Annotated in this window: 25 protein-coding genes; 14 read left to right on the top strand and 11 right to left on the bottom strand. The window is 75.6% G+C overall.

Features of this window, described 5'->3' with window-relative positions:
- Positions 1-152: 152 nt before the first annotated feature.
- Positions 153-803, bottom strand: coding sequence for a GNAT family N-acetyltransferase (locus ACFVVA_RS18125; protein WP_387690611.1), 651 nt, complete (start codon positions 801-803; stop codon positions 153-155).
- Between the two features lie 160 nt (positions 804-963).
- Between ACFVVA_RS18125 and ACFVVA_RS18120 the strand changes: the two genes are divergently transcribed.
- On the top strand, positions 964-2,205 hold the full coding sequence (locus ACFVVA_RS18120; protein WP_387690609.1) for an acyltransferase family protein: 1,242 nt from the start codon (positions 964-966) through the stop codon (positions 2,203-2,205).
- Positions 2,206-2,282: 77 nt separating this feature from the next.
- Positions 2,283-2,630, top strand: a complete 348-nt coding sequence (locus tag ACFVVA_RS18115; protein WP_387690607.1) for a hypothetical protein — start codon at positions 2,283-2,285, stop codon at positions 2,628-2,630.
- 123 nt (positions 2,631-2,753) lie between these two features.
- Here the strand turns inward: ACFVVA_RS18115 and ACFVVA_RS18110 are convergent, their stop codons facing one another.
- Together ACFVVA_RS18110 and ACFVVA_RS18105 are read right to left on the bottom strand one after the other, a co-directional pair.
- A complete protein-coding gene (locus tag ACFVVA_RS18110) occupies positions 2,754-3,581 on the bottom strand; it encodes an alpha/beta fold hydrolase (protein ID WP_387690605.1) in 828 nt (275 codons plus the stop codon).
- 46 nt (positions 3,582-3,627) lie between these two features.
- Positions 3,628-4,293 (bottom strand): DUF4097 family beta strand repeat-containing protein, encoded by a 666-nt coding sequence (locus ACFVVA_RS18105; RefSeq protein WP_387690603.1) that lies wholly within the window; start codon positions 4,291-4,293, stop codon positions 3,628-3,630.
- Positions 4,294-4,614: 321 nt separating this feature from the next.
- Between ACFVVA_RS18105 and ACFVVA_RS18100 the strand changes: the two genes are divergently transcribed.
- The gene (locus tag ACFVVA_RS18100) at positions 4,615-5,352 is read left to right on the top strand and encodes a helix-turn-helix domain-containing protein (protein WP_387690738.1); all 738 of its coding nucleotides are present in this window, start codon (positions 4,615-4,617) and stop codon (positions 5,350-5,352) included.
- Between the two features lie 94 nt (positions 5,353-5,446).
- Here ACFVVA_RS18100 and ACFVVA_RS18095 read toward each other — a convergent pair whose 3' ends face one another.
- From ACFVVA_RS18095 to ACFVVA_RS18085, 3 genes are all read right to left on the bottom strand, one after another.
- The gene (locus ACFVVA_RS18095; RefSeq protein WP_387690601.1) at positions 5,447-6,148 is read right to left on the bottom strand and encodes a hypothetical protein; all 702 of its coding nucleotides are present in this window, start codon (positions 6,146-6,148) and stop codon (positions 5,447-5,449) included.
- Entirely contained in the window at positions 6,145-6,402 is a 258-nt protein-coding gene (locus ACFVVA_RS18090) for a hypothetical protein (protein WP_387690599.1), read from the bottom strand. Before ACFVVA_RS18090 ends, ACFVVA_RS18095 begins: the two co-directional genes overlap by 4 nt.
- Before the next feature lie 506 nt (positions 6,403-6,908).
- Positions 6,909-7,847: an NADP-dependent oxidoreductase gene (locus ACFVVA_RS18085; RefSeq protein ID WP_387690736.1), complete on the bottom strand. Its 939-nt coding sequence runs from the start codon at positions 7,845-7,847 to the stop codon at positions 6,909-6,911.
- Between the two features lie 136 nt (positions 7,848-7,983).
- Here ACFVVA_RS18085 and ACFVVA_RS18080 point away from each other — a divergent pair, with 136 nt between their 5' ends.
- Both ACFVVA_RS18080 and ACFVVA_RS18075 read left to right on the top strand, forming a co-directional pair.
- Entirely contained in the window at positions 7,984-8,394 is a 411-nt protein-coding gene (locus ACFVVA_RS18080; protein WP_387690597.1) for a winged helix-turn-helix transcriptional regulator, read from the top strand.
- Positions 8,395-8,511: 117 nt separating this feature from the next.
- On the top strand, positions 8,512-8,901 hold the full coding sequence (locus tag ACFVVA_RS18075; protein WP_387690595.1) for a hypothetical protein: 390 nt from the start codon (positions 8,512-8,514) through the stop codon (positions 8,899-8,901).
- Between the two features lie 70 nt (positions 8,902-8,971).
- Here the strand turns inward: ACFVVA_RS18075 and ACFVVA_RS18070 are convergent, their stop codons facing one another.
- The 3 genes from ACFVVA_RS18070 to ACFVVA_RS18060 form a co-directional block, all read right to left on the bottom strand.
- Positions 8,972-9,574, bottom strand: coding sequence for an AAA family ATPase (locus ACFVVA_RS18070; RefSeq protein WP_387690593.1), 603 nt, complete (start codon positions 9,572-9,574; stop codon positions 8,972-8,974).
- A gap of 196 nt (positions 9,575-9,770) precedes the next feature.
- Positions 9,771-10,304, bottom strand: coding sequence for a DUF6328 family protein (locus ACFVVA_RS18065; RefSeq protein WP_387690591.1), 534 nt, complete (start codon positions 10,302-10,304; stop codon positions 9,771-9,773).
- 11 nt (positions 10,305-10,315) lie between these two features.
- A complete protein-coding gene (locus ACFVVA_RS18060; protein ID WP_387690589.1) occupies positions 10,316-10,975 on the bottom strand; it encodes a MarR family transcriptional regulator in 660 nt (219 codons plus the stop codon).
- Between the two features lie 48 nt (positions 10,976-11,023).
- On the opposite strand from ACFVVA_RS18060, the gene ACFVVA_RS18055 reads away from it, so the two are divergent.
- From ACFVVA_RS18055 to fusA, 4 genes are all read left to right on the top strand, one after another.
- Positions 11,024-11,989, top strand: coding sequence for a DMT family transporter (locus ACFVVA_RS18055; protein ID WP_387690587.1), 966 nt, complete (start codon positions 11,024-11,026; stop codon positions 11,987-11,989).
- A 69-nt stretch (positions 11,990-12,058) separates the two neighbouring features.
- Complete coding sequence (locus ACFVVA_RS18050; RefSeq protein WP_387690586.1) at positions 12,059-12,625, top strand: nuclear transport factor 2 family protein; 567 nt, start codon at positions 12,059-12,061, stop codon at positions 12,623-12,625.
- Positions 12,626-12,766: 141 nt separating this feature from the next.
- Positions 12,767-13,276, top strand: coding sequence for a hemerythrin domain-containing protein (locus ACFVVA_RS18045; RefSeq protein ID WP_387690584.1), 510 nt, complete (start codon positions 12,767-12,769; stop codon positions 13,274-13,276).
- 384 nt (positions 13,277-13,660) lie between these two features.
- Positions 13,661-15,739: an elongation factor G gene (gene fusA, locus ACFVVA_RS18040; protein ID WP_387690582.1), complete on the top strand. Its 2,079-nt coding sequence runs from the start codon at positions 13,661-13,663 to the stop codon at positions 15,737-15,739.
- Between the two features lie 102 nt (positions 15,740-15,841).
- Here fusA and ACFVVA_RS18035 read toward each other — a convergent pair whose 3' ends face one another.
- Entirely contained in the window at positions 15,842-16,729 is an 888-nt protein-coding gene (locus tag ACFVVA_RS18035; protein WP_387690581.1) for an NAD-dependent epimerase/dehydratase family protein, read from the bottom strand.
- A gap of 204 nt (positions 16,730-16,933) precedes the next feature.
- On the opposite strand from ACFVVA_RS18035, the gene ACFVVA_RS18030 reads away from it, so the two are divergent.
- The 3 genes from ACFVVA_RS18030 (at position 16,934) to ACFVVA_RS18020 (ending at position 19,603) form a co-directional block, all read left to right on the top strand.
- The gene (locus ACFVVA_RS18030; RefSeq protein ID WP_387690580.1) at positions 16,934-17,578 is read left to right on the top strand and encodes a class I SAM-dependent methyltransferase; all 645 of its coding nucleotides are present in this window, start codon (positions 16,934-16,936) and stop codon (positions 17,576-17,578) included.
- 125 nt (positions 17,579-17,703) lie between these two features.
- The gene (locus ACFVVA_RS18025; RefSeq protein ID WP_387690734.1) at positions 17,704-18,540 is read left to right on the top strand and encodes a helix-turn-helix transcriptional regulator; all 837 of its coding nucleotides are present in this window, start codon (positions 17,704-17,706) and stop codon (positions 18,538-18,540) included.
- 157 nt (positions 18,541-18,697) lie between these two features.
- On the top strand, positions 18,698-19,603 hold the full coding sequence (locus ACFVVA_RS18020) for a neutral zinc metallopeptidase (protein ID WP_387690578.1): 906 nt from the start codon (positions 18,698-18,700) through the stop codon (positions 19,601-19,603).
- Positions 19,604-19,628: 25 nt separating this feature from the next.
- On the opposite strand, the gene ACFVVA_RS18015 is transcribed toward ACFVVA_RS18020, so the two are convergent.
- Complete coding sequence (locus tag ACFVVA_RS18015) at positions 19,629-20,654, bottom strand: LysR family transcriptional regulator (RefSeq protein ID WP_387690576.1); 1,026 nt, start codon at positions 20,652-20,654, stop codon at positions 19,629-19,631.
- A gap of 67 nt (positions 20,655-20,721) precedes the next feature.
- On the opposite strand from ACFVVA_RS18015, the gene ACFVVA_RS18010 reads away from it, so the two are divergent.
- Positions 20,722-21,195, top strand: a complete 474-nt coding sequence (locus ACFVVA_RS18010) for a hypothetical protein (RefSeq protein WP_387690574.1) — start codon at positions 20,722-20,724, stop codon at positions 21,193-21,195.
- Positions 21,188-22,825 (top strand): multicopper oxidase family protein, encoded by a 1,638-nt coding sequence (locus ACFVVA_RS18005; protein ID WP_387690573.1) that lies wholly within the window; start codon positions 21,188-21,190, stop codon positions 22,823-22,825. Before ACFVVA_RS18010 ends, ACFVVA_RS18005 begins: the two co-directional genes overlap by 8 nt.
- Positions 22,826-23,057: the final 232 nt, after the last annotated feature.

Genomic DNA, 23,057 nt, shown 5'->3' with positions numbered 1-23,057 from the left:
GCCGGGGGCGCGCGGGCTCCGGTGCCTCTTGTGGGGGCTGTGGCGGGGGCGGGGGCGGGGGGGGGGTGGGGGGGGGGGTGGGGGCGGGGGGGGGGCCCCCCCCCCCACTCCCCAGGGTGTGTCGGGTGCGGGACGCTCGCCGGGGGCCGGGGTCAGTCGGTGAGGCCGAACATGGTGCGGCAGTCGGCGCTCAGGCCGGTGACGGTGACCGGGGTGCGGGCGTGTTCGGCCCAGGCCTCGGGGCTCAGGCGCAGGCGCTCGGAGACCACCACCCGCCCGTCCAGGACGTCCCGGTCGATGCCGTCGCCGCGGTAGCCGAGCCTGCGCGAGACGGCCAGGGAGGAGTGGTTGTCGGCGAAGGAGAGCGAGGTCGCCGAGCGCGCGCCCAGCTCCGCGAAGGCCAGGTGGAGCATCGCGGCCCGCATCTCGGTGCCCAGGCCCTTGCCCTGGTGCTCCAGGCCGAGCCAGGAGCCGGAGACGATCTCGCGCCGCACGCCGAACTCCTTGGCGCGCATGTCCTGGATCCCCACCGGGCGCCCCTCGTGGAAGGCGACCAGGTTCAGTGCCCAGTGCTGCGCGCTCCAGCGGCCCAGCCGCGCCCAGTGCAACTGCATCACGTGCCGGGCGCGTTCGGCCGGCGGCAGCTCGCCCCACGGTGTCAGGAACGGGCGGTCCTGGGGCAGGTGGACGCCGCGCGCGGCGACGTCCGCCACCTCGGCGAGTTCGTCCTCGGTGGGCAGGCGCAGCTCCAGGCGGGGCGAGGTCACGCGCAGCCCCCGCAGGGGCCAGTGGTCGGTGATCATCGGACCAGTGTGCCCAGCGGGCGCACGACCCGCACCGCCATTTCCACCCGGCTCGCCGCCCCCGCCCCCGCGTCCCGCCCCCGCGTCCCGCCCTGTTTTACGCCTTCCGGGCGACACCGACAGTGACTCAACTTGACACACAGTCACCTAAGGTCATGTTATGAGTGCACGAAGTGATGCTCTGCTCGTCGGAGAACCGCCACCCCCGCACCGTCTGCCCACCCTCACCGCCCTGCGCTTCGCCGCCGCCCTCGCCGTCTTCCTCTTCCACGTCTTCCTCGTCACCGACCCGCTGCGCCCCGAGGCCCCGCTCGGCTTCTTCGCCGACCCCCGCCTCGCCGCCGCCCTCGCCCACGCCACCTCCAAGGCCGGCTACGCCGGGGTCTCGTTCTTCTTCGTCCTCAGCGGCTTCGTCCTGACCTGGTCCGCGCGGGACGGTGAGCGCCCCGCCGCGTTCTGGCGCCGGCGCCTGGCCCGGATCTACCCCAGCCACCTGGCGATGTGGGCCGCCGCCGCCCTGCTGTTCGCGTGGGCCTGCCCGGTGCGGGTCTGGCTGCCCAACCTTCTGCTGGTGCACGCCTACTCGCCCGACCCGAATATCAACTCGGGTATGAACATGCCCAGTTGGTCGCTGTGCTGCGAGGTCCTGTTCTACCTGCTGTTCCCGCTCCTGCACCGCGCCGTACGGTGTCTGCCCGGACGCGCCCTGCGCCCGGCCCTGGCCGCCGTCCTGCTGGTGGCCGCGGCCGTCGCGGGAGCCGACGCGGCTCTGCTGCCGGCCCACCCCCGCATTCCCCAACTGCCGGTCTCGCTCGACCAGTTGTGGTTCGGCTACCTCTTCCCGCCGGCCCGGCTGCCGGAGTTCGTCCTGGGCATGCTGCTGGCCCGGGCCGTCGCCGCCGGTCTCGCCCCGCGCATCCCCCTCGCCCCCGCCGCCCTCCTCGTCGCGCCCGCCTACGCGCTGGCCCTCGCCGTCCCCTCGCCCTACGACTTCGTCCTGCCGATGGCCCTGCCGATCGCCCTGGTCATCTGCGCCGCCGCCCACCACGACCTGCGCCGCGGCGCCCCGCGCCCCGCGCCGCGCCGCCCGGCCCAGTGGCTGGGCGGCGTCTCCTTCGGCTTCTACCTCTGCCAGGGCGTCGTCCTCTTCCACGGCCGCCCCCTCGTCCTCGGCGACCGCACCTACCCGACCCCGGTCGCGGTCCTGCTGACGCTCGCCGCGTTCGCCGCGACCCTGGCCGCCGGGGCCCTCCTCCACACCCTGGTCGAACGCCCGGCGGTACGGCACCTCGCCCGCCGCCGTGGCACGGCGGGGGGAGACCCGGATAGGCTCCGCCCATGTCGAGCCGGCACCGATCGAGGGGATTCACCGCCGCCCAGCTCTCGGTCGTCGACGAGCTGAGCATCCTCCCGTTTCCCGAGCGGGAGAGCCTGCCGGGGACGGACCGTCGATGGGGCGGGCCCGGACACCATGTGGCCGTGCTCAGGGAGAGCCGGGACTTCTGGGACGACCGAAGCGAAGAGACCGTCGAGGCGGCCGAACGGGAGCTGGAAGCCGATCTCCTCGCACTGGCGGCCGTTCTGGCCGACCGTTGGGGAGATCCGGCGACGGTCGACCTGTGGCCGTATCTCGGGTTCGACGACCCGGATCCCGCATCGGCGGCCCCGGAGCCGCTGGGCTTCCTGTGCAACGTCGCCGCCACCATGCGCGTGTGGTGGCCGCCGTCCGGCGGCCGCTGGCTCGCGCTGGCCGTCGGCCAGGCCGATCCGGAGTTCCCGTTCGAGCTGCTGGCCGCCGTCGGCGAGGAGTCCTCGCTCCCGCGCTGAGCCGCGGCACGCACGGCCCCCGCCGTTGCGGCGGGCCGCCCGGTGCCGCCCGGTGCCGGCAGGCGGCGGCCGGTGCAGGCGGTGGCCGGCGGCCGGTGGCGGAAGGTGCGGGTGCGGGGGCCGTCAGTGGCCGGAGGTGGGCCGGTCGAGGGCGGCGACCTCGCGGACGGCGTCGGCGATGGCCCGGAAGTCCTTCCTCAGGATCGCGCCGTGGTTGCTGGGGACCTTCGCGCTGATCCCGATGTGCGGGTTGCGCTCGGTCACCGCGGGCAGGGCCGCGCGGATGATCTCCTGCTCCTCGCCCTTGCTGCCCAGGGACACCCCCGAGGCGACCACGTACCGGGTCGGGACGGTGACGGCGTCCAGCACCGGGCCCAGCGCGCCGGCGCTGCCGATCCTGCCGAGCTCGATGTTGCAGTCGGACATCTGCCGGTGGGTCATCCGCGGGGTCAGGCCGGTGGGGCGCATCAGCGCCATGAGCGGCGCCCACTGCCGGAACTGCCTGCGGATGCGCTGCTCCATCTCCTCGGTGAGCCAGTCGTAGGGCTGCGCGCCGTCGACCAGGACGGCGCCGACGGTGCGCCGCGGGTTGCGCGAGGCCTGGTGCGCGCCGAGGAACGCCCCGTAGGACCAGCCCACCAGCAGGGCCCGTTCGACGCCGCGGGCGGTGAGGACGGCGTCGATGTCCCGGACGGCGGCCTCGAAGGAGTAGTCCGCGGAGCGCTTCGACCGGCGGCCGCGGGCCCGCTCGTCGTAGGTGATGTGCCGGAACCGCGGGCCGAGTTCGGCGATGACGCGGCGCCAGCGGCCCTGGGTGGCGAACTGGCCGTTGAGGTAGAGCACGGGCAGGCCCGGGCCGCCGGTGTCGGTGACGGCGAGGGCGGTGTCGTCGACCGGCAGCATGCCGGTCCACGGGCTCGGACGGGTGGTGGGTGCGGTGTTGCCGGTCATGGTGTCCCCCTGGAGCTGGACGGTGTCGGCCCGGGCGGGGCCGGGGTCAGAGACTGCGGGCGGTGATGTCGCCGTGGGAGGTGGTGGCGCGGATGTCGAGCACGGTGGTGCCGTCGTTGCGCAGGGCGTTGGCGATGCGGCCGTGGCCGGTGCCGGCGTCCAGGGCGGCCGAGGCGCCGGCGGCGGCGCCGACGGTGATGCTCCCGGCCTGGGTGGTCAGCTCGACGGTGCCGCGCCGGGCCTCGGTGATCCGGATGTCGCCGCGGGTGGTGGCGATCCTGGCGGGCCCGGTGAGCCGGCCGACCTCGATGTCGCCGTCGACGGCGGTCAGGTCCAGGCTCGCGGCCTCGTCGACCTTGGTGGTGCGGTACGCGCCGTCGAAGGCGACGTCGCCGAGGCGGCCGACGACGCGCAGTTCGGCGGCGGCGGCCTTGCCCCGGACGGCGGAGCCGGCCGGCAGCTGGACGGTGACCTCCAGGGAGCCGGTGGGGCCCAGGAGCTGGTGCCCGGCCGCGGCGGTGGTGATCCGCAGGACGCCGTCGGCGAAGGCGACGGCGGTGCGCTCGGCGGCCTGGACGTCGCGGTTCTTGCCGGCCTCGGCGGGCCGGACCTCGACGGTGGTGTCGCCGCGCTCGGCGGCGATGAACCGGACGCTCCCGCCGGGGACGTCCAGGACGACGGTGATCGGGGCGGAGGTGTCGAACTTCTGCACGGTGCGCTCCTGGGTGGATGCGGGGGTGGGTGCGGGCTCGGGCCCGGTTCCGAGCCTGCCCCGTCGGCGTTTCCGACATTGGAAACGCTACGTTGCTTTCAAGATCCCGGCAACTAGTTCGTTGCGTCAAAACAGCGTAGTCACAGGTGAATGGCGGGAAACTGTTGCAACGGGTGTGTCGGTGAACGCAACGGTGACCGTTGCGACCATTGCAATGGGTGAAAGGTGAACGCTATGGTGGGGCCGACCGGTGACCCCACCGGTCGGCACGCCGCGAACCATGCCGCGAACCGCGCGGCGACGACCACCGAGGAGAACGCGATGCCCGGAGGCAGGCTCACCCAGCAGGAACGCCGGCAGATCGCGCTGGGGCTGGCCGACAGCCTCCCCTACGCCGAGATCGCCCGGCGCCTGGAACGCCCCACCTCCACCGTCACCCGCGAGGTGATGCGCAACGGCGGCCCCCTCGCCTACCGCGCCGACCTCGCCCACCGCGCCACCGAACACCGCGCCCAGCGGCGCCGGCCCGCCACCCCCGGCGCACAGCACTCCGGCCCGCAGCCCCACGGGCGCGACAGCGAGGCCGTGGCCGCCTACGAGGAACAGCTCACCACCGTCCTGATGGGCTCGGGCCTCAACCGGATGGGGGCCCGGGTGATCACCTGCCTGTCCACCACCGACGCGGGCAGCCTCACCGCCGCCGAACTCGCCCAGCGCCTGCAGGTCAGCCCGGCCTCCGTCTCCAAGGCGATCGCCTTCCTGGAGAGCCAGAGCCTGGTACGCCGCGAACGCGACGAACGCCGCCGCGACCGCTACATCGTCGACGACGAGCTCTACTACCAGGCCGTCATCGCCAGCGCCCGCGCCAACGACCGGGTCATCGAAGCCGCCCGCCAGGGCGTCACCGTCCTCGGCCCCGGCACCCCCGCCGCCGTCCGCCTGGAGAACATCGCCCGCTTCCTCGACTTCATCAGCGAGAGCATCGTGCGCGCCGCCGACCAGGCCCGCGAAGTCCTCCACACCAAGCCGGCCTCCATTGCGGGCAAGGAACCGGAGTAGGAAGCCGGAGTGGGAAGCCGGAGTGGGAAGCCGGGGCGGGAAGGCGGAGTGGGAAGCCGGACCCGCCGACCTCCCACTCCGCGGCCGTGAGGGGTCAGGCCGCCCGGCGCAGGACGGCCTTCTCGATCGTCCGGATCCGCCGCCACGTGTACACCCACGCGTCGATGTCCCGCACCCCGCAGATCTGCAGGTAGTGCCGCACCTTCTCCATCTGCGGGAGGGACGTGGCGTTCAGCATGTCGGAGATCGTGCTGCGCCGCAGGACCTTGCCGTACGCCGTGTGCCGCTGCCGGTGCAGCCTCTCGCTGCGCTCCTCCAGCCGGCGCAGCGACGGCTCGCCGGCCCAGACCCTGACGTCCTCCAGGCCCGCGACGAACTCCTCCACGGTGGAGAACATCACCGGGTCGGGTTCCCCCGCGGCCGGGACCGGCACGCGCCAGTCGGGGGTGGGGCGCTCGTCGGGGACGTGCTCGGCAGCGACGGCGCGCTCGGCGGCGGGGCGCTCGGCGGCGGCGCGCCGAGCGGTGGCACGGGCTTCCTCGGCCGCATCGCGGAGGAGCAGCACGTGCTGCTGGTCGCGACTGCTCACGCCCATCCCGTCCAACAGTGCTTTCAGCGCCCACTCCGAGGGAAGGAGCTGCCCCGTGAGCATGCTGCTCACGGCGCTGACCGACAGATCGCTCCCTCTGACGATCGAGCGCAGGGACGGCAGGCCTGCCAGCAGGCGCTGTTGCTGCAGCTCGGCGACGAACCGGGCGCGGGCGGAAGGGCTCTCCGCGTGAGCCGGCGTGCTCATCGCCGCCCCCGGGCGGCCGTGCCGGCGACCGCCCGGGGCCGCCGGCCCAGCGAGCCGGAAGCCTCGACCGCGGCGGTGACGACGACGGTGACCAGCGCCTCGACGGTGTACCCGAGGACGATCAGGGCGATGACGCCGGTCAGGGCGATCGCGAGGAACGCCGCGGACAGCGCGGCGCGCCGCAGGTCGTGGCTCTCGGCGTACTGGGCGGGCGGCGGTGTGCGCCGCACCGCGCAACGGAGCTCGAACAGCACAGTGATCCCTTTCTGAACTCTCAACCCGGACGTGGGGATTGCCGTCCCCTGGGCCGCCCGGCGGGCGGCTGGGTCAGATCATGCGCGGGCCGCGAAGGCCGGTGCAAGTTCGTGTCCGTGGGCGCTGCCGGAAGCAACACGGCCTCGGAAGAGGTGATGTGACGGGCTTTCGGGACACCTTCGGACACCGCCGCGCCGGCACCGGGGTCCACGTGTCCGGGGTCGTCCGAAGCCGTCCGCGTGCCTGCGGGCGCGGTCGCGGGATCACGCCTGGTCGGGGCGGTCGGGCGTCCGAAGGCGTCCGGGACTGTCCGAAGTCGTCCGGTCGGCTTGGTCGGAGCCCCGCCGGCTGCCACAGTGCAACCCGAGAGCCCTTCCCCTCAACCCGGACGGTCTCCCCGGGCGGAGCGCTGTTGCCGCAGTCCCGCCGTGACGCGGATCACATCGAAGAAGGCCTGCCCCGTAAGCGGGAGCAGGCCTTCTTTCCGTTCCCCGGGGGCAGCGGTTCAGGGGGTGAGGACCAGGCGGCCGCGCAGATGGCCCGCCTCCAGGCGGCGGTGGGCGTGGGCGGCGTGGGTCAGGGGGAGGGTGTCGGCGACCCGCAGGGTGAGGCGGCCGTCGGCGGCGAGGGCGCAGAGGCGGGCGAGGGCGGGGCCGTCGGCGGTGATCCACACGTTGGCGACCCGGATGCCGCGCAGGGCCGGCGGGGCGCTGCCGGCCGCGACCGCGACGAAGGCGCCGCGACCGCGCACCGCGCCCAGCGCCCGCACGCCCAGCAGGGCGGCGTCGATCGCGCCGTCGACCCCGCCGGGCACCGACTCCCGTACGGCGGCGGCCGCATCGGGCGCCGTGCGCGGCACGAACCACTCGGCGCCCAGTCCGCGCACCAGCCGCTCGTCGTCCTCCCCGGCCAGTGCGACCACCCGCAGGCCGCGCAGGACGGCCAGTTCGACGGCGAAGCCGCCGACCGCTCCCGCGGCGCCGGTGACCAGGACGGTGGAGCCGGCCGGAAGGTCGAGCAGGTCCAGGGCCTGCAGCGCGGTGAGGCCGTTCAGCGGCAGCGTCGCGGCCTGCGCGAGGGTGGCGCCCGCCGGGGCGGGGGCCAGGGTGTCCGCGTCCAGGACGACCTGGTCGGCGTAGGTGCCGAGGTCGGTGTCCAGGCGGTCGCGCAGGCCCACCACCGGCTGTCCGGGGGCGAATCGCGTCACGCCGGGGCCGACGGCGTCCACCGTCCCGGCCACGTCCCAGCCGATCCCGGTCACCGCCCGGGGCGCCATCAGCCCGGCCCCGGCGAGCACCCCGGAACGGGTGACCGCGTCCACCGGGTTGACCCCGGCCGCCGCCACCCGCACCCGCACCTGCTCGCGGCCCGGCTGCGGCAGCGCCACCTCCACCAGCTCCAGCACCTCGGGACCGCCGAACTCCCGCACCACCACGGCACGCATCGCACCCACACCCCTCACGCCTCGGCTCGCGCCATCGGCTCACGCATCGGCAACTCCACCCAACCTAAGGAGAGTTACTCTCCACGAGGAAGGACGCACCCGAAGGTGCGTACCGTACGGAAAGGAGAGTGGGCCGGTGCCCACCACGACCGCCGCCCAGCGCCGCGCCGCCGAGGCCGCCGACTACGACGCCTACCTCGCCGAGTGCCCGGCCCGCCAACTCCTCGACCGGATCGGCGACAAGTGGGCCAGCCTCGTCGTCAACGCCCTCGCCGACGGACCGCTGCGCTACAGCGGCCTGCGCCGGCGCCTGGCCGGGGTGAGCGAGAAGATGCTCACCCAGACCCTGCGCGCCCTGGAACGCGACGGCCTGGTCGGGCGCACCGTCACCGCCGGGGTGCCGGCCCGCGTCGACTACGCGCTCACCGCGCTCGGACGCGACCTGCTGCCGCTCATGCAGCAGATCAAGGCCTGGGCCGAGTGCCACATGCCGCAGGTGCTCGCGGCGCGCGCTGCGTACGACGACGGGCGCCAGGCGCCGGACTGACCCGGGGGGATCGGGACGGTCCGGGCGCAACCTCCGGCGGGGCGGCTCGTTGGGCGTACGGGTCGAACCGACGGCCGGGGGCGCGAGCGCGCCCGGCCCCGACGGATGGGGACGTTCATGACCGACACCGACACCGTCGCGGGCTCCGCGGTCCGCGGCGGCAGCCCGGACTCCGCGGTGGACCGGGTGGCCGACTTCTACGGCGCCTACATCGACGCCGTCTCCGACGGCACCGACGATCTGGGCGACCAGCTGCGCTCCCACTACCTCACCGAGGACTTCCGTCAGCGGCTGGCGGCCTGGGAGGAGGCCAACCACGCCGACGGCGTGCTGCGTGCCCAGGACGTGCCCACCCGCTGGGAGGTGCGCCACCAGGACTCGGGCGCCGGGCACCTGTTCACCACCGTCACCCTGACCTGGGGCACCGGCCCCGACGCCGGGCACACCCGGCTGGCGGTGCAGAGCGACCTGAGTACCAGGCTGATCTCGGACATCGAGGCGGGCTGACCGGGCCCGCCGGGCCGCCCGTCCCGCCGCCCCGGCCCGCCGGGCGCCCGTCCCGCCGTCCCGGCCGCTGTCACGCCAGGGCGGCGGCCAGGCGCTCGGGCAGGGTGGCGTACGGGCGGCAGTCGACCACGGGCAGCGCGTGGGCGCGGGCCTGGCCGGCGAGCCAGGTGCTGTAGCGGGCGCTGACGGCGGCGCGCTCGGGCTGCGGGCCCGAACCGGGTTCGCGGTCGGCGTAGTTGGCGCCGATGCGCCGCGGGTCGTCCTCGTGCAGGAAGACCGCGCGCACGCGCCGGCCCTGCCCGGCGGCCTCGGCAACGGCGCGGGCGGCGGCGGCCGGGGTGAGGTAGTCGCCCTCCACGATCGCGGGCACGTCCACGGTGAGCCGGTTGCGCACGACGCCCAGCAGCGCGTCGTCCAGGGCGCGGGCGGTGGCGATCTGGAGCTCCAGGACGCGGTCGGCGGGCAGCGCGTCGGGGTCGGGCACGCTGGCGAAGTGGTGCAGGCCGGGGTGGCCGGCGGGGGTGGTGGCGGCCTGGAGGGCGGCCACGACGTCGTCGAACTCGACCACGAACGCGCCGTGCCGGGCGGACAGGCGGGCGGCGGCGCGGCTCTTGCCGATGCCGGACGCGCCGCCGATCAGCAGGACGTCCCACGGGCTTTCGTCGGTATGCATACCGGCACGGTAAGCGGTCCGGGGTGCGGGTGGGCTCCGTGGGGTGGGGGAGGCGGCCCGGTGGGCGCCTCCCGGCCCGGCCCCCGGCGCCCGGCAGCCGGCCCCGGCCCGGTCCGTGGTCCGCCGCCCGTGCAACCCCGCTGCGGGCGGCGGCAGCGGCGAAGGTGGCGGTAGCGGCGGTGGCGGTCGGGTCGGGTCAGGTCCGGTGGTGGGTGGCGGAGCGGCGCACCGCCCAGGGCAGGACGAACCACAGCACGGCGAAGACCAGCGCGATGGCACAGGTGATCGGCACCGCCAGCACGGTGCCGAGGACGACGTCGAGGACCAGCAGCACGGCGCCGGTCAGCGCGCAGGCGAGCAGCAGCAGGCCCACCTGGGCGATGCGGGCGGAGACGTCGACGATCCGCGCCTTGCCGGGGTGGCGGTACAAGCCGCGGTGCAGGGCGACGGGGGTGGCCAGGACGGCCGAGGAGACGACCGACAGCAGCAGGGTGACGATGTAGATGTCCTGCTGGGCTTCGGTGAGTTGGGGGAAGCGCGGGGTGAAGGCGATGCTGAGCAGGAACGCGAAGACGATCTGCACGCCGGTCTGGAGCACCCGCAGCTCCTGGAGCATTTCCACCAGGCGCCGGGCGGCCCGCACGTCCGGGTTCCGCCAGCCGGGCGGGGGAGCGGAGGAGTGCCGGTGGTGCGGCGGCGGGGCGTCGGGCGGGGGAGTCTGGCTGGCCATGCGTCAGCTTCTCACGGGCCGCCGTCACCGCCCCGCTCCGTACGGCCCGCGTCCCCGGTGCCCCCGGTGCGGCTTCCCCCGGCGCGGCTTCCTCCGGTGCGGCTTCCACCCGCGTCCCCGGTGCCGTCCAGGCGGTGCTGCCAGGCGGTGAGCAGGCCCTGCAGGGCTGCGGCCTCCTCGGTGCTCAGGTGCGCCAGCAGGCGGTGCTCGTTGCGCAGGTGGGCGGTGAACGCCTCGTCGAACAGGCGCCGGCCGGCGTCGGTGAGGGCGACCACGCGCCCGCGCCGGTCGTCCGCGGCGGGGCGGCGGGTGACCAGCCCGGCGCGCTCCAGCCGGTCGATCCGCTTGGTCATCGCGCCGGTGGTCACCATCGTGTGCGCGGCCAGCTCGCCCGGGGCCCGCTCGTACGGGGCGCCGGCGCGGCGCAGCGCGGCGAGCACGTCGAACTCGCCCTCGCCCAGGCCGTAGCGCTGGTAGACGAGGGTCAGCTCGGCGGTCAGGCGGGCGGCGAGGCGGTGCAGGCGCCCGATGACGGCCAGCGGGGAGACGTCGAGGTCGGGGCGCTCGCGCCGCCACGCGGCCTGGATCTGGGCGACGTGGTCCGGGGACCGCTCCTCGTGCCGCTCCTCGTACCGCTCTTCGTGCCGGTCCTCGTGCTGGTCGGGCTCCATGGAGACCACCCTACGCCAGTAGCTTCCCAGGAAGCTATATTGCCTTCCATGGAAGCCACCAAACGCTGGGTGCTGCTCACCGCCCTCGCCCCCGTCGCCTGGGGCGCCAACTACTGGGTCACCCACGCCCACCTGCCCGCCGACCGCCCCCTGTGGGGCGCCGCCCTGCGCGCCCTGCCCGCCGGACTGCTGCTGCTCGCCCTCGCCCGCCGCCGCCCGCACGGCGCCTGGTGGTGGCGCAGCGCCCTGCTCGGCCTGCTCAACACCGCCGCCTTCTTCGTCCTGCTCTACCTCGCCTCCCAACTGCTGCCCACCAGCGCCGCCGCCACCCTCATGGCCGCCTCCCCGCTGGCCCTGCTGCTCACCGCCTGGGCGCTGGCCGGGCAGCGGCCGCGCCGCGCGCACCTGGCGGGGTCGGTGGTGGGCCTGGCCGGGGTCGCCCTCGCGCTGGCCGGAACGGGGGAGGGGATCGGCTGGGCCGGGCTGGCGGCCTCCGCGGCCGCGATGCTCGTCTCCTCCGTCGGCTACGTGCTGGCCGCCCGCTGGCGCGAGGGCGCCGACCCGCTCACCGCCACCGCCTGGCAGCTGACCGCCGGCGGCCTGGTGCTGCTGCCGCTCGCCGCCGCCGCCGAGGGCCCGCCCCCGCCGGCGGACGGGCCCACCCTGCTCGCCTTCGGCTACACCACCGCGGTCGCCACCGCGCTCGCCTTCACCTGCTGGTTCGCCGGGCTGCGCCACCTGCCGGCCGGCACGGTGGGCCTGCTCGGACTGCTCAACCCGCTCACCGGCGTGCTGCTGGGCACCGCGCTGGACGGCGACCCCTTCGGGGTGCGCCAGGGCGCCGGACTGGCGCTGGTGGTCGCCGGCATCCTGCTCGGACGCCCGCGCGCCGGCGCGGCCGCCGAACCTGCCGCCGAGCCCGGCCCCGCGGACGAGTCCGATCCCGCCGCCGATCCCGCCGCCGGGCGGGCCCGCCGGACTCCGGACCGGAACCTTGATCTCAAGTCGACTTGAGGTCCTAGTCTCCGGGGTGCGCGACCGGACCGGACGCGACACGCACAGCGATCCCGAGGAGCCAGGGCCATGACCACCATCACCACCATCACCACCACCGCGAACCTCGCCGCGCTCGAACAGCGGATCCAGGTCCTCACCGACCGCGCCGACATCACCGGCCTCATCGACGGCTACCTGCTCAGCCTCGACACGGTGCCCCGCGGCGGCGGGCGGTTCGACGAGGCGTGGGCGCGGCGCTACTTCACCCCCGACGTGCGGATCACCACGCCGGTGGGGGACCACGAGGGCATCGACGGGCTGGCCGAGTCCGAGCAGGCGACCCTCGGGAAGTTCGAGCGCACCCAGCACGTGGGCGCCAACCACATGATCGACCTGGACGGGGACCGGGCCGCGGTGCGCTGGAACGCCGTCATGGCGCACGTCCACCTCGCCTCGACCCAGCAGGCGCGCGGCGAGGAACCCGGCGGCCACTTCGACGTCGGCGGCACGTTCACCGGCGAGGCGGTGCGCACCCCCGACGGCTGGCGCCTGCGAAGCCTCGACGTGCGGGCCGTGTGGACGAGCGGCAGGGGTCCGCTCGTCCTGACCCCGAAGGCCGGGGCGACCCTGCGCGACCTCGCCGGCGGAGCGTGACGGCGGCCCCGGGACACCACCCGGGGCGCAGGAGCCCCGCTTGCCCTCCGGCCGGGGCACGTGATCCGATGGCGCGAGCATCGCGTGCCGGTGACGGACTGCGTCAGGCATGGAGGTGCGGAACCGAAGGGACCGCCACCCGTGGCCTCCCCCTCCATCGGCCGTACGGCCGCCCTCAGCCTGCAACTCTCCCGCGCGCACCAGGACTTGCGCCGCCGCCTCGCCGACCTGCGCACCAATCTCGGCCGGCCCCGCCGCCCGGACGGCGACGACAGCGGACTCCTCACCCACTGCCTGGCCTTCTGCACCGCCCTGACCAACCACCACCAGGGCGAGGACACCGGCCTGTTCGCCCAACTCCTGCACGAACGCCCCGACCTGGCGCCGACCATCGGCAAACTCGTCGAGGACCACGGCTTCATCACCCACATCCTCACCCGGGTGCGCCACCTCGCCGACCGGGCCGCCGAAGCCGTCGTCCAGGGCGCCACCGGCGCCGACCTGGAGGCGATCGGACGCGAACTCGACGGACTCGCCGCCATCATGGACTCCCACTTCGCGTACGAGGAACGCGCCATCGGCGCCGCTCTGGACGCCGGGGTGCGCGACGACGGCTGGTCGGAGCCGGTCCTGCGCTTCCGGGCGCCGTAGGACCCGGCACCGTAAAACCCGTCGCACCGGCCGGCCCGCCCTCCCTACACTCGCCACGCGGCCGCGCCCCGACGCGCGGCCCGCCGCGACAATGCGACAACCACGACGACCGCGACGACGAACGAGACGAGAGAGGGGGCGGGCGGCCATGCCGAAGCAGAGCGCCGCCGCCCCCTCTCCCGCGTCGCGGTACGAGGTGATTTTGGTGTCCCCGGCCTCCCGGTGCCCGCTGCGCGGCCGGCACCGGAGCAGTGCCGCCACCGTCTGACACCGGCCTGTCCGGCCGTAGTCCCATTCCGTGGTCATGAATCCGACGATCCGTCGGCACTGCTGGAATCGCGCGCCCACCCCACGAGCAGAACCGCCTCGAAAGGCACCCGGGCCATGCGCACCCACACCACCACCCGCAGCACCGCCACCGCCACCGCCGCGACCGCCGGCATCGCCGCCGTCCGCAACCTCGGCATCCTCGCCCACGTCGACGCCGGCAAGACCACTGTCACCGAGCGGATCCTCTACCTCACCGGCACCACCCACAAGCGCGGCGAGGTCCACGACGGCACCACCGTCACCGACTTCGACCCCCAGGAGCGCGACCGCGGCATCACCATCTTCGCCGCCGCCGTCAGCTGCGCCTGGGCCGGGCACCGGATCAACCTCATCGACACCCCCGGCCACGTCGACTTCGCCGACGAGGTCGAGCGCTCCCTGCGGGTGCTCGACGGCGCGGTGGCGGTGTTCGACGCGGTCGCCGGCGTCGAGCCGCAGAGCGAGTCGGTGTGGCGCCAGGCCGAACGCCACGGCGTGCCGCGCATCGCCTTCGTCAACAAGCTCGACCGCGCCGGCGCCGACCTGGACGCCGCCGTCGCCGCCATCCGCGAACGCCTGCATCCGCGCCCGCTGGCCGTCCACGTGCCCATCGGCGCCGAGGAGTCGTTCACCGGCGTCGTCGACCTGGTCGGCCTGCGCGCCCTCACCTGGGACGACGACGGCACCCTGCACGAAGGCCCGGTCCCGGCCGGCCTCGAAGCCGTGGCGGCCGAGCGCCGCCGCGCCCTGGAGGAGGCGGTGGCCGAACTGCACCCCGAAGCCCTGGAGGAGTTCTGCGCCCGCGCCACCCTGGGCGCCGACACCCTCACCGCGGCCCTGCGCGACCTCACCCGCACCGGCGAGGTGGTCGTGGTGCTGTGCGGCTCCGCCTACCGCAACCGCGGCATCGAACCCCTCCTGGACGCCGCCGTCGCCTACCTGCCCTCCCCGCTCGACGTCCCGCCCACCCGCTCCGCCGACCGCGCCCAGCAGCGCGACCCCGACCCCGAACAGCCCCTGACCGCCCTGGCGTTCAAGGTCACCTCCGCCCCGACCGGGCGCCTGACCCACCTGCGCCTGTACGCCGGAACCCTCCACAAGGGAGCCACCGTGCTCGACACCGCCACCGGCCGCCGCGAGCGCGTCGCCCGCATCCTCACCGTCCTGGCCGACCGCCACACCGAGACCGACAGCGCCCGCGCCGGCGACATCGTCGCCGTCGTCGGCCCCAAGCACACCCGCGTCGGCGCCACCCTGTGCGACGCCGACCACCCCATCGTCCTGGAGGCCCCCGTGAGCGCCGAACCGGTCGTCACCGTCGCCGTCGAGGCCCGCCGCGCCGCCGACACCGACAAGCTCGCCGCCGCCCTCGCCCGCCTGGCCGAGGAGGACCCCTCGCTGCGCGTGGCCACCGACCCCGAGACCGGCCAGCGCACCCTGTCCGGCCTGGGCGAACTGCACCTGGAGGTCGCGGTGGAGAAGGTCCGGCGCGAGGCCGGCGTGGAGGCGGTCGTCGGGCGCCCGCGCGTCGCGCTGCGCGAGGCCCTCGCCGAGGGCGTCACCGGCTTCACCTACCGGCACGCCAAACAGGACGGCGGCGCCGGGCAGTTCGCCCACCTCGTCCTCGACGTCCACCCCCTGCCGGCGGGCACCGAGGGGGAGTTCGCGTTCACCTCCACCGTCACCGGCGGACGGGTGCCGCGCGAGTACGTGCAGGCCGTCGAGGCCGGCTGCCGCGACGCCCTGGCCGAGGGCCCGCTCGGCGGGCACCCGGTCACCGGCGTCGCCGTCACCCTCACCGACGGGGCCACCCACCCCAAGGACTCCTCCGAGCTCGCCTTCCGCACCGCCGCCCGCCTCGGCCTGCGCGAGGCCCTGCGCGCCTCGCGGATGCACCTGCTGGAACCGCTGGCCGAAGTGAGCGTCACCGTGCCCGAGGACGCCCTCGGGACCGTCCTGGGCGACCTCGCCGCCCGCCGCGGCCACGTCCGCTCCACCGAACCCGGCCACGGCGCCACCGCCCGGGTCGGCGCACTGGTGCCGCTGGCCGAACTCTTCGGCTACGCGGGCCGCCTGCGCGGCCGCACCCAGGGCCGCGGCACCTTCACCACCCGCCCGGCCGGCTACGCCCCCGCGCCCACGCCGGCCGGCTGAGCGGCACTGACCGGCCGAGCGGCGCGGGCCGGCTGTGCGCCGCCGGCCGGCTGTGCGGCGTCGCCCGGCCCTCCCCGTACCGGGAGGGCCGGGCGGCGTCCGCTACAGCGCCCCGGCGTCGGCCGCCGCCCACGCCGACGGGTACAGCGGACGCCAGCCCAGCTCCCGGCGCGCCGCCGCCGTGGACACCTGTCCCTCCCACGGGTCGAACGGGTCGAACGGGTCGGCCGGCTTGTCCGGCTCGTCCGGCTCGGCCGGTGAACTGCCCGGGTGCGTCCGACCGTTGAGCGCGTACAGGTCCCAGGCCGTCAGCGGCGCGTCGTCGCCGACGTTGTACGTGCGCCCCTCGATGCCGGGCGTCACCACCGCGCGCCACAGCGCCCGCGCCACGTCCGCGTGGTGCACCACCGCCAGGCGCTGGTGCGCGGGCCAGTTCGCCGCCCAGTGCAGCGACTGCGCCAGATGCGGATCGCCCTGCCCGTACACGAACGCCAACCGGGCCACCACCAGCGGAAGTTCGTCCCCCAGCGCGCGCAGCCCCGCCTCGGCCTGCGCCTTGGACGCCGCGTACACCCCCCATGCCGGATCCGGTGCGAGCCGGTCGCCCTCCACGGCGGGGCGCCCCAGCCCCCGCCCGTACACCAGGTTCGTACTGGTGTGGACGAACCGCCGCACCCCGGCCTTCGCCGCCTCCCGCCCCAGGGCGACGGCCGCGTCCCGGTTGACCGCCCACGCCGCCTCGTCCGGCACCCCGCGCAGCGCCGCCGCCACGTTCAGCACCACCTCGGCGCCCTCCAGCGCCCGCGCCCGGTCCGCCTCCTCGCACAGGTCGCCGACCACCACCTCCACCCCGTCCAGGTCCCGCGCCTTCGCGGCGTCCCGCACCAGCACCCGCACCGAGGACCCGTCCGCCTCCGCCCACCGCACCAGCCGCGGCACCAGCCTGCTGCCCACCGAACCCGTCGCGCCCGTCACCAGGATCGTCGCCATCGTCCGCCTCCTCCAGGAGAGTTGATCACCTTCGACACCCACCACCCTGCCCGCGCCCCGAGCGGTGCGGCAGAGACCTCCCGATCCAGGGACCGCCGATCCCTGGCTGGGGGCCCGGGCGCTCGCACGGCCCCGGGCGCAGGCCCGGCCGGGGCCGGGTGAAAAGCGGTCGCGCTCCCGGCGGGCGCGCCGTAGCGTGCACGCGTGGACGACGAGGATCCGAAGGAAGTGGTCCGGCGCGGGTACGACGTGCTGTCGGAGCACTACGAGCGGGCGTTCGGCAGCGGGACGAAGTACGGGCCGTGGATCGAGGATCTGCTCGGCCGGCTCCCCGGGGCCGCGACCGTCCTGGACATCGGGTGCGGCACCGGGGTTCCCGTGGTCCGGTCCCTGGTCGCGGCGGGTCACCGGGTGACGGGGGTCGACATCAGCGAGGTCCAGGTCCGCAGGGCCCGGCAGCTCGTGCCGGGCGCCGACTTCATCCGCGCCGATGCCACGACCGTGGAGTTTCCCCGCGGCCGCTTCGACGCCGTCGTCTGCCTGTATGCCCTGATCCATGTGCCGGTGGAGGAACAGCCGGCCCTGCTGGAGCGGATCGCCCACTGGTTGCGGCCGGGAGGCTGGTTCCTGAGCACCACCGGGCACCGGGCCTGGACCGGGACCGACGAGAACTGGCTCGGCGGCGGGGCCGCGATGTGGTGGAGCCACGCCGACGCCGCCACCAGCCGCGAGTGGCTCGTGAGCGCCGGCTTCGACGTGGTCCACGAGGAGTTCGTGCCCGAGGGCGACAGCGGCCACGTCCTGTTCCGGGCCCGGCGCCGCGGACACCCACCGCACGCCGACGGGTGACGGCGTCCCCGCCCGTGCGGGCCGGCGCGGGCCGGACGGGCGCGGCACCGGGGGGCCGCGTCCGCGAGCCGGGGACCGCCGGTCCCTGGTGGCGGCGGGCTCCGGCGGGCCATGCTGGGGGCATGATCGACCGAGCGGCACTGGCCGACTTCCTCACCCGCACCCGGGCCCGGCTCGCCCCCGCCGACCTGGGGCTGCCGCCCGGGGTCCGGCGGCGCACACCGGGGCTGCGCCGCGAGGAGGTGGCGCAGGTGGCGGGGCTGTCGGTGGACTACTACGCGCGCCTGGAGCAGCGGCGCGGCCCGCAGCCCTCGCCGCAGCTGCTCGCGGCGCTGGCGCGGGCGCTGCGGCTGAGCGAGGACGAGCGCGACCACCTGTTCCGCCTCGCCGGGCACGAGCCGCCGCGCCGGCACGGCCCGCTCGGGCACGTGCGGCCGGGGCTGCTGCTGATCCTGGACCGGCTGCACGACACGCCCGCCCAGGTCGTCTCCGACCTCGGCGACGTTCTCGCGCAGAACCCGATGGCCACCGCCGTCTTCGGCGACGTCACCGCCCTGGCGCCCGAGCGGCGCAACCTGCTGCTGCGCTGGTTCACCGAACCGGGCGTGCGGGCGCTGTTCCCGCCCGAGGACCACGAGGACCTCGCCCGCGCCCATGTCGCCTCCCTGCGCGCCGCCCGCACCGCCCGCCCCGGGGACCGGCGGGCCGCCGAACTGCTGGAGCAACTCCTCGCCAGCGGCGAGGAGTTCGCCTCCTGCTGGGAGCGCCACGAGGTCGCCCGGCGGCGCAGCGGCCGCAAGCGGGTGCTGCACCCGGTGGTGGGGCCGCTGGAGCTGGAGTGCGAGGTGCTGGCCGCCGGCGGCGAGGACCAGCTGCTGCTGGTGCACACCGCCGCGCCGGGCGGCGAGTCGGCCTCCCGCCTGGAGCTGCTGCGCGTCGTCGGCGCCCCGGCGCCCGTTTGACCGCGCCCGCCTGACCGCGCCCGGGTCGCCGGGGCGGGGCAGCCGGGACCCGCTGCGGCGCGATCCGGGGCGGGGCCCGTAGGCTGGGCCGGGCCGTCGACGGTACAGACCGTCACCAGTAGGGCGGAACGCGACAGAAACGGGCAGGCAGGGGCACATGCAGTTCGACGACCAGGGCGACCTCGACACCTCGCAGGTGGACGACCGGCGCGGCATCCCGGGCGGGAAGATCGCCATCGGGGGCGGGGCCGTGGGCCTGATCGCGGTGCTGTTCGCCGTCGTCCTCGGGGTCGACCCGCAGCTGCTGGGCCTGTCCTCCGGCTCCGGCTCCTCCTCCAGCTCCTCCGGCGTGCGCACCGCCGGCGAGGCGCAGCAGGCCTGCAAGACCGGGGCGGACGCCAACAAGCGCCAGGACTGCCGGATCGTGGCGGTCACCAACAGCCTCCAGGAGTTCTGGCGCACCGAGCTGCCGCGCGCCGCCAAGGTCCCGTACAAGAACGCCGAGACGGTGCTGTTCACCGGTCAGGTCTCCACCGCCTGCGGGGCGGCGACCTCGGCGGTGGGCCCGTTCTACTGCCCCGGCGACAAGAAGGCCTACGTCGACCTGGGCTTCTTCAACGAGCTGTCCGCCCGCTTCGGCGCCAAGGGCGGCCCGTTCGCCGAGTCCTACGTCGTCGCCCACGAGTACGGCCACCACATCCAGAACCTCACCGGCGCCATGCAGAAGGTCGGCAACGACCGCCAGGGCGCCTCCAGCGGCTCGGTGCGCCTGGAGCTGCAGGCCGACTGCTACGCCGGGGTGTGGGCGCACCACGCGACGACCACCCCGCAGCCCTCCACCGGCCGTCCGCTGATCGCCTCGCTCACCGACCAGGACATCGCCCAGGGCCTGGACGCGGCGGCGGCGGTCGGCGACGACCGGATCCAGCAGCAGGCCACCGGGCGGATCAACCCGGAGGCCTGGACGCACGGTTCCGCCGAGCAGCGCAAGGCCTGGTTCACCACCGGCTACCGTGGCGGCGACTTCGCCCAGTGCGACACCTTCTCGGCCGCGAAGCTGTAGCGGCGCCGAACCGGGGGGGCGGCCGTCAGAAGCCGCCGGCAGCCTGCCCGCCGCCGTCCGCCTGCCCGCCGCCCGCTGCCTGCCCGTCGCCCGTTGTCCGCCCGCCGCCCGCCCAGTCCCAGCCCGTGATCGCCTCGCGCAGCAGCCGGGCGCCGGCGGGCAGGCGGGCCCGCGCGTCCCAGAACAGGGTCAGGGAGCGCCGGCAGTCGGGGCTGTCGACGCCGACCCACACCAGTGGCAGGCGGGTGGCGGTGCGCCGGGCGACGGCGGGCACCAGGCCGATGCCCAGGCCCGCGCTGATCAGTTCGGCGATGGCGCCGGCCTCGTCGCTCTCGCAGACGATCCGCGGCACCAGCCCGCGGGCGGCGAACAGCCGGTCCAGCAGGCGGCGTTGCCAGTGGCCGGGGCGGGCGGCGATGAACGGGCGCTCGGCGAGCTCCTCGACGCCCACCGAGGTGCGGCCGGCCAGCGGGTCGCCCACCGGGACGGCCAGCCCCACCTCCTCGTCCAGCAGCGGCACCGACTCCAGGCCCTCGGCGGCGACGGGCTGGGAGAAGACGGCGAGGTCGACGTCCTGGGCCCGCAGTCGCCGCGCCGCCTCCTGCGCGGGCAGCTGGTGCAGCTCGATCTCCACCCCCGGGTGGCCGCGCTTGAACGCCGCCAGCGGCCCGCTGAAGGCCAGGAACGTCTCCGAGGCCAGGCGTACCGTGCCCAGTCCCTGTCCGGCGGCCTCCGCCACCGCCCGTCGGCCCGCCTCCAGTTCGCCGAGCGAACGCTCCGCGTAGCCGCGGAACAGGTGCCCGGCCGCGTTCAGCCGCAGCCGCCCGCCCCGCTCGAACAGCGGGGTGCCCAGCTCGGCCTCCAGCCGGGCGATGGAGCGGCTCAACGACGGCTGGGCGACGCGCAGTTCCTCGGCGGCCCGGCTCAGGTGCTCCAGCCGCGCCACCGCCAGGAACTGCGCGAGCGTGTTCAGGTCCACCGGCGCCCCCATGCCCGAGCCGTCATAACGCCATAGCAATATTGATCTTAGACAGGATAACCGGACGGTCATAGCGTCATGGGCGGGGCCGCGCACCGGCACACAGCGCGGCCCGGCAACGGTTCGAGGAAGGACGCCCATGGCCATCGCCGCCGACAGGACCCCACCGGAGCCGAAGGCCCGGTCCGCCGCGGGGGAGCGGACCGGGCCCGCCGGACGGACCCTGCGCGCCCTGGCCGCCGCCCACACCGCCGCCGTCTTCGGCCAGCCCGTCTTCGCCGGCGTCTACCTCAGCGGCGACTACGACGCCCTCACCTGGCACGCCACCGGCGCCAACGTCGTCACCTCCCTCGGCTACCTCCAGCTGATCGCCGCCCTCGTGGTGTGGATCCGGCTGCGCCGCGGCTGGCCGGCGGCCGCCACCCTCGCCGTCGTCGCGGCCGAGACCGTCCAGTACTTCGCCGGACGCGACGGCGCCCTGTGGCTGCACCTGCCCCTGGGCGTGGCCACCATCGCCGCCACCGTCGTCCTCACCATCGCCCTGTGGCGCACCCCGCTGCCCGCGCGCCTCGCCGCCCGCCGCCCCGCCCGCCGGGAGGACGACCGTGACTGAACCCCGCCCCGGCCGCCCGCTCGGCCTGACCCGCCGTCAGATCCTCGGCATCGGCGGCGCGTTCGGCCTGCTCACCACCACCGGCCTCGCCACCGCCGCCACCCTCGCCCGCCGCCCCGCCACCACCGGCGCCCAGCTGCGCAGCACCGCCGCCCTGCCACCCCCCTACCGGGTGCCGCTGCCGCTGCCCGCCGTCGCCAGGCCCCTGTCCACCGACGGCGGAGCCGACCGCTACGAGATCGTCCAGCGCGAGACCGACGCCGAGATCCTGCCCGGCCTCACCACCCGGCTGTGGACGTACGGCGGCACCTTCCCCGGCCCCACCGTCGAGGCCCGCCGCGGCCGGCCCGTCACCGTCACCCACCGCAACGAACTGCCGGTACCCACCGTCGTCCACCTCCACGGCGGGCACACCCCCGCCGACTCCGACGGCTACCCCACCGACCTCGTCCTGCCCGCCGGCTGGCCCGAGACCCCCCACGTCATGCCCGGCATGCAGGACGCGCACGGCATGCCCGGCACGGGCGGCGCCATGACCGACCCCCGCGCCGTCACCAGCCGCCGCACACGCGACTACACCTTCCCCAACGACCAGCGCCCCACCCTGCTCTGGTACCACGACCACCGCATGGACTTCACCGCCCCCGCCCTGTGGCGCGGCCTCGCGGGCCTGCACATCGTGCGCGACGACGCCGAGGACGCCCTCGGCCTGCCCGCCGGCCCCCGCGAGATCCCCCTGATGATCACCGACCGCGCCTTCGCCGCCGACGGCGCCCTGACCTACCCCTCCCTCGACCCCACCCTGCGCGAGCGCCCCGGCGTCACCGAACCCCACCTCGCCGGCGTCCTCGGCGACGTCGTCCTCGTCAACGGCGCCCCCTGGCCCGTCCACGAGACCGACGCCGCCCGCCACCGCCTGCGCCTGCTCAACGCCTCCAACGCCCGCCACTACGAGATCGAGGCCCGCACCGAGGACGGCCGCCGCCTCGACCTCGTCCAGGTCGGCGCCGACCAGGGCCTGCTCGCCACCCCCGTCACCCACCGCTCCCTGCCCCTCGCCCCCGCCGAACGCCACGACCTCGTCGTCGACTTCGCCGCCGCCCCCGTCGGCTCCCTGGTCCGCCTCGTCAACCGCCTCGGCACCGGCCGCACCCGCGACATCATGGCCTTCCGCATCACCCGCCGCCCCGCCGCCGACGACAGCCGCATCCCACCCGTCCTGTCGACCGACCTGCCCGACTGGAACCGCCAGGACGCCGTGCGCACCCGCGACTTCGCCTTCCGCGCCGGCCGCATGAACGGCGGCCACGGCTGGCTGATCGGCGGCCGCCCCTTCGACCCCGCCCGCACCGACGTCACCGTCCCCCTCGGCGACACCGAGATCTGGCGCCTGATCGCCGACGTCCACCACCCCGTCCACCTCCACCTGGTGGGCTTCCGCATCCTCACCCGCGGCGGCAAACCCCCGCTGCCCCACGACGCCGGCCTCAAGGACACCGTCTCGCTGCGCCCGGGGGAGTCCGCGGAGATCATCACCCGCTTCGACGGCTACCGCGGCCGCTACCTCTTCCACTGCCACAACGCCGAGCACGAGGACATGGGGATGATGGCCAACCTGGAAGTCGTCTGACGCGCCGTCCCTGGCCCGCGCGCCCTTGACCCGCCCATTGCGCGGGCCGCACCCACCGGGCGCACGGGCGGGCGCCGGGGCCCGCGGGATGCGCGGCAGGGCCGGGCAGTGCCGGTCGGGACACGGCGAACGCGACCGGAATACGGCCCTCCGCCCGGTTCGGGACGAAGTGCCGGACCTTCACCGCTCTCCCACCGGATGCTCACTCAGCTGCCGTGATCCCGACCCCCGC

The organism is Kitasatospora sp. NPDC058048 (genome assembly GCF_042885555.1).
Taxonomy (GTDB): domain Bacteria; phylum Actinomycetota; class Actinomycetes; order Streptomycetales; family Streptomycetaceae; genus Kitasatospora; species Kitasatospora lactacystinica.
This window is presented reverse-complemented; position numbering and strand designations above follow the sequence as displayed.